This window comes from Herpetosiphon sp. (genome assembly GCF_003512625.1).
Taxonomy (GTDB): Bacteria; Chloroflexota; Chloroflexia; order Chloroflexales; family Herpetosiphonaceae; genus Herpetosiphon; species Herpetosiphon aurantiacus.
Genome location: NZ_DOPT01000097.1, coordinates 22300 through 32509, shown reverse-complemented (window position 1 = coordinate 32509; position 10210 = coordinate 22300). Strand labels below are relative to the sequence as shown.

The 10210-nt window shown below is 50.2% G+C and carries 8 protein-coding genes; 6 read left to right on the top strand and 2 right to left on the bottom strand.

The genetic code is table 11. From position 1 onward, the window contains the following. Positions 1-233: 233 nt before the first annotated feature. Positions 234-1439, bottom strand: a complete 1206-nt coding sequence (locus DEF47_RS21595) for a peptidase S8 (RefSeq protein ID WP_012189699.1) — start codon at positions 1437-1439, stop codon at positions 234-236. A 346-nt stretch (positions 1440-1785) separates the two neighbouring features. Here DEF47_RS21595 and DEF47_RS21590 point away from each other — a divergent pair, with 346 nt between their 5' ends. Both DEF47_RS21590 and DEF47_RS21585 read left to right on the top strand, forming a co-directional pair. Then, the gene (locus DEF47_RS21590) at positions 1786-1962 is read left to right on the top strand and encodes a hypothetical protein (RefSeq protein WP_287045341.1); all 177 of its coding nucleotides are present in this window, start codon (positions 1786-1788) and stop codon (positions 1960-1962) included. Continuing rightward, on the top strand, positions 1908-2846 hold the full coding sequence (locus tag DEF47_RS21585; protein WP_287045340.1) for a hypothetical protein: 939 nt from the start codon (positions 1908-1910) through the stop codon (positions 2844-2846). Before DEF47_RS21590 ends, DEF47_RS21585 begins: the two co-directional genes overlap by 55 nt. A gap of 50 nt (positions 2847-2896) precedes the next feature. On the opposite strand, the gene DEF47_RS21580 is transcribed toward DEF47_RS21585, so the two are convergent. Beyond that, the gene (locus DEF47_RS21580; RefSeq protein ID WP_012189697.1) at positions 2897-5824 is read right to left on the bottom strand and encodes a winged helix-turn-helix domain-containing protein; all 2928 of its coding nucleotides are present in this window, start codon (positions 5822-5824) and stop codon (positions 2897-2899) included. Between the two features lie 184 nt (positions 5825-6008). Here DEF47_RS21580 and DEF47_RS21575 point away from each other — a divergent pair, with 184 nt between their 5' ends. From DEF47_RS21575 to DEF47_RS21560, 4 genes are all read left to right on the top strand, one after another. After that, a complete protein-coding gene (locus DEF47_RS21575; RefSeq protein ID WP_012189696.1) occupies positions 6009-6968 on the top strand; it encodes a peptidoglycan-binding domain-containing protein in 960 nt (319 codons plus the stop codon). A gap of 68 nt (positions 6969-7036) precedes the next feature. Next, entirely contained in the window at positions 7037-8107 is a 1071-nt protein-coding gene (locus DEF47_RS21570; protein ID WP_012189695.1) for a peptidoglycan recognition protein family protein, read from the top strand. A 12-nt stretch (positions 8108-8119) separates the two neighbouring features. Next, positions 8120-9040 carry a penicillin-insensitive murein endopeptidase gene (locus DEF47_RS21565; protein ID WP_012189694.1) on the top strand — a complete coding sequence of 307 codons (921 nt, stop codon included), beginning with the start codon at positions 8120-8122 and terminating at the stop codon, positions 9038-9040. Positions 9041-9130: 90 nt separating this feature from the next. Next, complete coding sequence (locus DEF47_RS21560) at positions 9131-10165, top strand: TolB-like translocation protein (RefSeq protein ID WP_012189693.1); 1035 nt, start codon at positions 9131-9133, stop codon at positions 10163-10165. Positions 10166-10210: the final 45 nt, after the last annotated feature.

Here is a 10210-nt window from a genome sequence, read left to right as displayed (position 1 = left end):
CCCCCTCAATGGCAATCAGGGCTATCATCCATGCATTGATGAACCAGCCTATCCGTGGTTCGTCGATGCAACCTACCCTTGTAAGCTAGTTCCCTCTTCCGCACGGCGAGGCGAGGGGAAACCGCTCCAAGAGTGCGTCGTCGTGGGCGAGAGGCTTGGGGTGAGGGACGGTGACAAGGTGTTAACCCATTACATCGACCACCTAGCTGCCGTTAATCCAATATAAAATGGGTTTATTGCACAGCGGCATAAACATTAATCCGGCCACATGACCAGTAAGTTCCAGTGCCCGCAATTGGATCAGCGGTGGCGCAAATGCGATCGCGAATTTGGGCATTGGTACGGTTTTGCGAGGCCAACAAGCCTGCTAAACCTGAAACATGGGCGGTAGCGGTTGAGGTACCGCTAATTGTGGTATAGCCGCCGTTGAGCCAGGTTGAATAGATGCTTGCCCCGGGAGCCGCCACTTTGACCCATGTGCCATAGCCTGAGGAAGGTGTTTTAATATCGGTTTTGCCGCTAGCCGCCACGGGGAAGCAGTTGGGGTAGGCTGCTGGATAGGTTGGCGTGCCCGAGTTACTGCCACCAACCGCACAGGTCAAGAAGGCACCTTTGTTCCACGCGTAATTAACTGCATTTTGCAGGGTTGTTGAGGCACTGCCACCCAAGCCTAAGTTGATCACTTTGGCTCCGTTGTTGGCAGCAAAAGTAATGCCTTGGGCCACAGCAGCCAGGGTACCACTGCCATTATTGTTGAAAACACGGATTGGCATCAAGCGACAATTGGGGCATAACCCTGCGCCACCAGTGCTATTGTTGGTTTCAGCGGCGGCTGTGCCTGCTAAGTGCGTACCATGACCATTGCCATCCATCGCGTTGGTATCGTTATCAACAAAATCGTAGCCAGCCACAATTTTGGCATCAAGATCAGGGTGGTTGGTTTGGATGCCAGTGTCAACAATCGCGATGATCACGCTAGAGCTACCTTGGGTAATATTCCAACCATCATAGGCTTTGATGACTCCCCAAGCCCATTGTTGGCCCAACCCAGGATCGTTCGGCGTATACAGTGGGGCATAGAGGTAGTTTGGCTCAACATATTCAATTGCTGGATGGTTTTTTAGCTCGGCCAGCACTCGTTCAGTTTGCTCTGGAGTAGCGTTCTGCTTGAGTGGAGCAAATTCAATTAACTCAAGATCAAGGCTAGCGAGATGTTGGAGATGATCGGCTCCGAGGTTTTTAAGGGTGGTGCTGCGAGATGCTGTATTCAGCGCAGGCTTAAATTTAATCAGGTATTGGCCGGCAACTGCGGGTGCTTCGGCCTCAGCCAATTGTTCAGGTGTTTTTTCTTTCAAACGAGTCTGCCCAGCAGTGTTTGTAGGAGTAGCCAAACCAAGCAAACAGCCGACAACCAACGTACTTAGCCATAGACGCTTCAAGAGAGCCTCCTCAACAAATGAAATGGTTGCAACAAACGGTTATCCAGTACGCTTCCAACTGGCGGTCGTACCTGCACCTGAGCAACAATGTTGACCACAACACGGTGAGGCCGTGAGAATTGCGGCTTGCCTCCTTGATTAATTGATTAATGCCGATGCCCATATACTAGCCGATTTTGATTAATTTGTAAAAAAATTTAATAATTAGCTGGATTTTAGCCCAATAATTGACTATTTGCTCTGCATAATGCTGGCAACAACTGACAAGTTTTGTCATAGCTTGCGGCTGGTTTATGGCTATAGTAACGCTGTAGCTGAAACACATTGCAATCAAGGAGCGAAATCAATGCCAAGCCGTTATAATCGTTTAGCGTGTGGATTATTATTGGGTTTTGTGCTCAGTGCCTGTGGTGGGAGCAGCCGCAGCAAGTTAAGCCAACGTCTGTCGCGCAAATTGAGCCAACCGCCGTGCCTGAAGCAGCCAATTCAGCGCCAGCCACTGGCAACCAAGCCAACGACTTAATCGATCAGTTGACTGATCCGCAAAAAACGGCTGAAAAACTCAAAACCTTGCAAAGCTATCGTTTGCGCAGCATAACTAAAATTAGCACCAAAAACGCCGAATCATCAAATGAATCGATTAGCGAAACTTTAGAAGAACGGATCAATCAACCGTTGGCCGTTCATCTCGAAGTAAAAACTAATACGCCTGATCCAACCAATAGCACATGGCTGATCGATGGTTCGGTGTATCAAGTGCAGGATACTGGCACTGAGCAAATTTGTAATGCAACCGTGCTCGATCCCCAAATGATGGAGCAGACCTTCGATATGGCACGTTCCTTCAATGGTGGCATGTTGAACGTCCTCGCAGCCTCCTTTGAGCCGCAGTTGATTGCTGAATCTGAAAGCGTCAATGGCATGACGGCGGCTCATTACCACGTTGAGAGCGATACGGCTGGCATGCTGATCAAAGGCGATTTTTGGATTACGCCAGAAGGCATCTTGATCAAATCTACTTCGAGTATGGATATTTCGTCTGAAGGTAACAGCATGATCACTGAAACCTCGATCGAGCTTGATCAAATCAATCAAATTGCGCCATTTGCCGTGCCAGCGAGTTGTACACAAGTAGCGGATACGATGATGGGTAGCCTGCCAACAGTCGATGATGTGCAAAATCTGCTGATGGATGAAAGCCTCATGAGCTATAGTACAAGTATGCCAATGAGCGATGTCATCGATTTCTACAAAACTGAACTTGCCAACCAAGGCTATACGGTTAGTAGTATCTATGAAAATGCCGAAGGGACGATGTTGCAAGCTGTCAATTCAAGCCATACGTTTAATCTTACCATCGGCACCGCAATGAATGGTTTGACGGGCGTGCTGGTGCAAACCCAATAAGCGGTTGTTCGCCGCGCTCAGTGGTTGTAGCTTTTGCTTCGGATGCTTTCCTATCCATGTTCATCGCATCCCAACGAGCTACAATCGCTGGCTAAGGCGCAGCCAACCAAGTGACGTAGCGATTTGGGCGTTTGAGCTTGCTGCATAAAACTGAAAGATTGGGGCAACATGCGGCGTAGCGCTTGAAAATCGGCTGGTGGAATTGGTGCACCAATTAATTCACGTAGCCAATCTGCTCCACTCCAAAGCGCTTGTGCCCGCTCAGCTTGCTGGTTGAGTGCGCTCCAAACGGCTAAACCCTCGATTGAAGCAGCCACGCCTTCGCGATCACCAACCCGATAGAGCGTGGCTAAACTTTGGCTGAGCAACTGTTGAGCATCTGCATAACGGCGTTGGGCCAAGGCTACTCGCCCCAAAAAGGTTTGACTACGGGCCATGGCAGGCCAATTGCCCAATGGCTCAAGCATGGCGATGCTTTGTTCGAGCCATTGCTGAGCTTCGTGATCGTCGCCATAAATTAATAAAGCCCGACCATAAAACCCCATCGCCGTGCCAATGCCACTTTTGCTGCCAAGCTCTTGATAGAAGCTTAAACTTTCGGCTAACAGCGCCAAGGCACTGCGTGAGCCATGTTGCACCAACTGACTCATGCCCAAATGGCGCAAACTGCTGGCCATACCATAGCGATCATCAAGCATTTTTAATAATGGCAGACTTTCTTCCAAGGCCTGAATTGCCTCGCCATAACGCCCTTGCCAATAGGCGACCATGCCAATATTGGTTAGTGCATGGGCAATTGCCTTGGGTTGATGTTCGGCGCGTGGCTCGACCAACACTTCGCTAAAAGCCTGATTAGCTGCTGAATAATCATCTTGGATAAAAGCCAAAACTCCCGCCCCAAGCCGCACTTTATCGCGAATTGCCAAGGGGATTGTGCTTGGTTGCAGGTGTTGGATTTTGGCTAGCCATTCGCGCCCTTCGCTGATCAGGCCTTGCTCATGCCAAAAGCGCCAAAAACTCGCGCATAATTGCCAGACTGCCAAGCTATATTCTTGCTGAATGCCCCATGCGAGAATGCTGCGAATCGTTGGCAGTTCGCGTTCGAGCCGTTTGATCCAGCCAGTATGGTTGCTGACCAAAAAGGCTTGTTCGGCTTGCTGCATCAACTCAACATAATAATCAAGTAATTGTTGTTGGAGCCAATGGGCCTCGCCTTTTGGCAATTTACTCAAGCTATATTCGCGAATGGTATCGAGCATGGCGAACCAACTCAGGCCGTCGCTGCTGGTTTCGCGTTGTAACAAACTGGCATTGACCAAATGCTGCAAAACCCGTTCGATCCGGCTTGGTTCGTCGTTGGGCCATAACGCTTGGGCCGCCTCACGGGTAAAACTGCCAGCAAACAAGCCAAGGCCTTGAAAAATCGTTTGTTCATAGCTGCCAAGCAGTTCGTAGCTCCAATCGATTGCCCCGCGCAGCGAATGTTGGCGCTGTGTTCGATCCGGGCTGTTATGATAGAGAAAATCGAGCCGCTGGTTGAGTCGTTGCAACATCACCTTGGGCGGATAAAATTTGCTGTGAACGGCTGCCAACTCAATCGCCAAGGCCAAACCATCGAGCCGCACACAAATTTCGGCCACGCTAGCAGCATTTTCAGCAGTCAGGCGAAATTGGCTATCAACTGCTTGCGCTCGCTGCACAAAGAGTTGAATCGCCGGACTAGCGGCAATTTGCTCAAGTGGTGGGCTTTGTTGCAGGTCGGGCAAACCGAGCGGGGGCAGTACAAACTCATATTCACCATACACTCCCAAAACAATTCGGCTGGTGACCACAATTTTTAAATTTGGGCAATGCTGGAGCAATTGGCTGACTTGCGGCGCTGCACCCAACACCTGCTCAAAATTATCCAAAATGAAGAGCATGGTTTGATTGCTAATCCAATCTTGCAAGCGTTCGAGTGACTGATCATCGCCGTGGTCGCGTAAGCCAGCGGCGCGGGCTAAGGTTGCCGCTACCATATTGGGATCGTTGATGGTGTCGAGCGCGACAAATACCACTGGCATATGTTGCGTTTGATGCAATTGCTGGGCAATATAGCTGGCCATGCTGGTTTTGCCCGATCCACCCATCCCTGTGATCGTGATTAATCGGACTTCGGATTTGCTCAGCAGTTCTTGTAAGGCGGTTAATTCATGCTGGCGGCCAATCAGCGCGGCGATCGGGTAGGGTAAGCGCAAATGGGCAAGGCTGGTCGGGTTGGCTTGCGGCGCTTGAGTAGGCGCTTCAATCCGCATAAAACGATAGCCAATCCCTGATTCTGAGTGAATTAATTGCGGATTGGTTGGATCGTCTTCGAGTTTGGCGCGTAAACGCCGAATATAGGCATGCAGATAGGCCCGATCTTCGCTATAGCTTTTTCCCCAAACCTGTTGTAGCAACATACGATGGGTTAAAACTTGGCCATGATATTGAATAAATAATTTGAGCAAGGCCCATTCAGTTTTGGTAAGATGAACTAATTCGCCATATTTGCGTACTTGCTGGTCTTGCCAGTTGATCAGCAACGCGCCACATTCGGTATATTGCGGCTGTTGTTGCTGAGTCGCTTGTTGGCTGCGCCGCAACAAGGCTCGAACGCGGGCCAAAAATTCGCTCTCATGAAACGGCGTAATTACATAATCATCAATCCCTTGATCGAGCGCAATGCCTCGCATATAGGCATCGCTGCTGGCTCCCACCATTAGCAACGGCAAATTTGAATGCTCACGAAGATTACGACAAAACTCCAACGCATCATGGTCGGGAATCCACTGATCGATCACCACCAAATCAAGCGCCTCTTGCTCAACGAGGAGCTGGGCTGACTGAATACTATCGCTGCGTAACACCTGAAAACTAGCGGTTTTCAAGACCCGCACAATTAAGGCTTGCAAGGCTCGATCTGGTTGAATCACTAAGATTGTAGGCTGTTGCGTCATGGAACCTCCTAGTGGATCGCTGGCAGCGCTTTAAGATATTTTTTAGAAACATAACAATATTTTTAGAATTTTTTAAGAAGGGTTGCATATAGTATACCTACGAATCGCGCTTTTCGACAATCAAGCTTGAAACAATCCCATTCCCGATCTTTTTTAGTGGCATTCACAAGGAAGGATAGCAATTATGCACAAGCGGTGGGCATTTTGGTTCAGCGGCCTAACCATGGCTTTGGTCATGTTGGCAAGTTTTGGCCCTGCGGCGCAGGGGGTTGCAGCCCGCACTTGGGCAACCGTTAGCAACGGTGATTCTGGCGATAACGTCTATACCGTGCAAGCAATGTTGAAGCAACGCGGCTATAGCTTGACGGTTGATGGCGATTTTGGTGCAGGCACGTTGTCAGCAGTCAAGAGCTTTCAATCGAGCAAAGGCTTGAGCGCTGATGGTGTGGTTGGCCCCAACACGTGGGAGCAATTGGTAATCACGGTGCGCCAAGGCGATAACAACATTGTCGTCAATGCCTTGCAACGCCAATTGAAAAAGCATGGCCACTCGTTGACGGTTGATGGCGATTTTGGTGCAGGCACGTTGTCAGCAGTCAAGAGCTTTCAATCGAGCAAAGGTTTGGGAGCCGATGGCATTGTTGGCGCTGATACTTGGGCTGCATTGACGGGCAATCCAGGTGGTGGTGGCTCGAGCCGCGCCGATTTGGCTCGTACCATCCGCGATAGCAGCCGCATCGCCCTCGCGACAATTCATACCTCAGGCGTTTCCGATAGCGCAACCGCTCGCCAAAATATTGTTGACACCGCCAATGGTGGCGCTGCTCGCCGGAGCAGCTATGGCAATGCCCCAGGTGGTTCGGTTTACCTCAGCACCTCATTATTGAATGGGATGATCACCCTCTCACAGTCGTGGAGCTACTCGGTCAGCGAAATTGCTGGTGGTTCACATAGCGCCAACTCTCGTCACTATGCTGGCGTTGCCGTCGATGTCAATGTGATCAACGGCTCACACGTTAGCGCATCACACCCCAACCAACAATCATTCCGCAACAAATGCGCCAACCTCGGCGCAACCGAAGTGCTTGGGCCTGGCGATTCCGGCCATAGCACCCACATCCACTGTGCTTGGCCTCGCCCATAATCGCTTTTGTCTACAAGCCTCACGTTTTCCAACGTGGGGCTTGTTTTTTGAACAAAGGAAACCCCGCAATGAAGAAACTTTCGCGCCGTACATTTGGCAAACTATCGTTGGGTGTGGCAATGAGCGTGGTGGTGGGTGGTACTGAATTACGCCTCTTGCGGCCTGCCTATGCCGCTGTTGCAACTCCCGCAATCGATTCAACTACTGCTTGGGGTGCTGCCGCTGCCAAAGAGCCAATCAATGTGCTCAATCAAAAGCCAATCGGGATTGTTGTGCACCACACGACGAATCCTAACACCAACGATTTTACCCGTAATAAGGCTTGGCAAGTGGCACGGCAAATTCAGCAAAGCCATTTCAATCGCGGCTGGATCGATACAGGCCAACAATTTACGATCAGCCGTGGTGGCTGGATTATGGAAGGTCGCCATCAAAGCTTGAGCATTTTGCAGGGTGGCACGAAGCATGTTCAAGGCGCACACGTCGATGGCCATAATGAAACCCATATTGGCATTGAATGCGAAGGCTTGTATATGAATGTTACGCCCAGCCTGCCTTTGTGGAATAAACTGGTGGCGTTGATTGCCTATATTTGCCAGCAATATGGCCTAACCGCCAACGCTATTGTCGGCCATCGCGATTTGGATAGCACCAGTTGCCCAGGCGATACGCTCTATAGCTTGCTGCCACAGTTGCGTACCGCTGTTGATACGACGCTCAGCGGTGGTGCAGTTGGCCGGATGTGGCCAATTTTGCGGCGTAACACCCCCGCGACTGGCCTCGCCAAAACCATGCAATATCTTTTGCGGGCACGCGGCGCGACGATTACCGCCGATGGAGCCTTTGGCCCAGGCACCGAAACTGCCGTCAAGAGTTTCCAAACTGCCAATGGCTTAACCTCAGATGGAGTTGTTGGGGCCGCAACGTGGGAAAAATTAATTATGACCTTGCGCTCAGGCGATACAGGCGAGGCAGTCAAGGCCTTACAAAATCAACTGACGGTGCAAAGTTACCCAACGACAATTGATGGCAGCTTTGGCACAGGCGTAAATACCCTTGTTCGCGCCTTCCAAACCAATCGCCAACTGACGGTTGATGGCGTGGTCGGCTTGAACAGCTGGAACAACTTAGCGATGTAGTGAGGTTGCTTGATGAAAGCTTTAGTTTGGCGAATTGCCAGTTTTACCTTGATTTTTGGAATTACACTTGGTTCAATTGGCTCGGCGCAGGCATTTTCAGCGGCATTTTTCCATACCATTAGCAAAGGCAATCGTGGCACTGATGTCAAAGCTATGCAATATTTGCTCAATATTAGTGCCGATGGTGTGTTTGGCTCAGGCACCGAAAGCTCAGTCAAGAGTTTTCAATCAAGCCGAGGCCTTGGGGCTGATGGCATTGTCGGCCCTAACACTTGGAATGCCTTGATTGTAACCGTGCGCCGTGGCGATAATGGTAACGCGGTCAAGGCTGTTCAAACCTTGTTGAATGCCAAACGCAACGCTGGCCTAACCGTCGATGGGGCATTTGGGGCTGGTACTGAGAGCGCTGTCAAGAGTTTTCAGAGCCATGCTGGCCTGAGTGCCGATGGCGTGGTTGGCCCAACCACTTGGAAGAACTTAATTTGGCATTATGAATATACCGATTTCAGTGCCAACATCTGCGATCAAGACCCCGATGGCAATGGCAACGCTAACTGGGGTGTCGCCTCAACCGTGGCCCAAATTGAAGCAGCCGCTAGTGATTTTGCTGGTTATGGCAAGGGTAAAGTGCCGCTTGGCGATATTAGTTTTGAGCATGGCGGCGATATCCCAGGCCATGCCTCGCACGAAACTGGCCTTGATGTTGATCTTTGGCCAATTCGCACTGATAGCAAGCAATGCACGGGCAGCCGAATCACGTGGCAATCGAGCACCTACGATCGCGCTGCTACCCGTAATTTGGTCAAAGCCATTCGAGCTGCGGCCCCCAACCAAATTACCGTGATCTACTTCAATGATCCAGTGTTGATTAGCGAAGGTTTGACGACTTCCTATCCCAATCACGATAATCATTTACACATTCGCTTTAAATAAAGATTGATTGTTGTGCGATAATCCGTCAGGCCTGCTGCTGTGAAGTGGCTAGCCTGACGGATTCTGGCTATTTAAGAGGAATGTTGCCCCATGCGTTGGATCATATTTCTTGGAATTATTGCTAGTTTAATCGGTTGTGGCTCAGTGCAATCAACCGCTGTGCCAACTTCTGTGCCAACTTTCGGTTCGCAAGGTTGGCGTTTGAGTTATGTGCAACAACCATTAACATCTGCCCATTTGATCATCAGTGGTGTTGCTGGATTTCGGACAATTGGCGCGGCAGTCAATGGCCCTGCTTGCTTCAGTCAAGGTCGTTTGGTCTATACCACGGCGACCAGCACAACCAAGCGTTTGGTTGCAAGTAATTTAGCCAATTTGCAAACCCAAATTTTGGTTGATGATCCTGAGGCGGTATTGAGTCAAGCCACATGTCATCCTACCAATGATCAACTGCTTTATTTGCGTTCGCCATTGGCCTTGATTGATGACGAGCCTGCGCCGCCCAGCATCTGGCAAATCAGCGCCAATTTGAGCCAGCCCCAAAGCTTGGATGTCGATCAAACGCCAGCTTTGAATCAACAATGGTCACCCGATGGGAATTGGTTGATCTATGAATTGGCTGATCGACCGCAATTGGTGCTGCAAGATGTTACTGGAGTAACCCGCGAATTAACCTTGACTGGGACGTTTACTTGGCAGCCTGATAGCCAAGCCTTAATTATTGCCCAACTCACCGAGCCAGAAACTGGGCGTTTTGGTCGTTTGGTGCGTTATGATCTGGCGACTGAGCAATTAAATGTTGTGCTCGAAAGCGTTGATGCCGATGTGTATTATCCACGACTGGCTCCTGATGGTCAGCAATTAGCCTATATTCGCCGCCCGCTGGGTGCTGAACTCGGCGAAGTTTGGCTATTAAAGCTTAATAATTCCATCCAACCGATTCAACTTACCAACGATCCTCAATACGATAATTTTGATCCCCAGTGGTCGCCAGATAGCCAGCAATTGGTTTGGAGTAGACTTGACCCACAGCAATCGCGCTATTCAATCTGGCAACAAAATCCTGAAACGGGCAATACCAGCCAATTTGCTGATGATGCGATTTGGCCGCGCTGGTTGCCCTAAAACACAATGCAGCAGGTTTGGCCTGCTGCATTGGTGATCGTGTGT

Coding starts and splice junctions, on each gene's coding strand:
- DEF47_RS21570 (WP_012189695.1), top strand. CDS start 7,037: ATGAAGAAACTTTCGCGCCGTACATTTGGCAAACTATCGTTGGGTGTG.
- DEF47_RS21580 (WP_012189697.1), bottom strand. CDS start 5,824: ATGACGCAACAGCCTACAATCTTAGTGATTCAACCAGATCGAGCCTTG.
- DEF47_RS21575 (WP_012189696.1), top strand. CDS start 6,009: ATGCACAAGCGGTGGGCATTTTGGTTCAGCGGCCTAACCATGGCTTTG.
- DEF47_RS21590 (WP_287045341.1), top strand. CDS start 1,786: ATGCCAAGCCGTTATAATCGTTTAGCGTGTGGATTATTATTGGGTTTT.
- DEF47_RS21560 (WP_012189693.1), top strand. CDS start 9,131: ATGCGTTGGATCATATTTCTTGGAATTATTGCTAGTTTAATCGGTTGT.
- DEF47_RS21565 (WP_012189694.1), top strand. CDS start 8,120: ATGAAAGCTTTAGTTTGGCGAATTGCCAGTTTTACCTTGATTTTTGGA.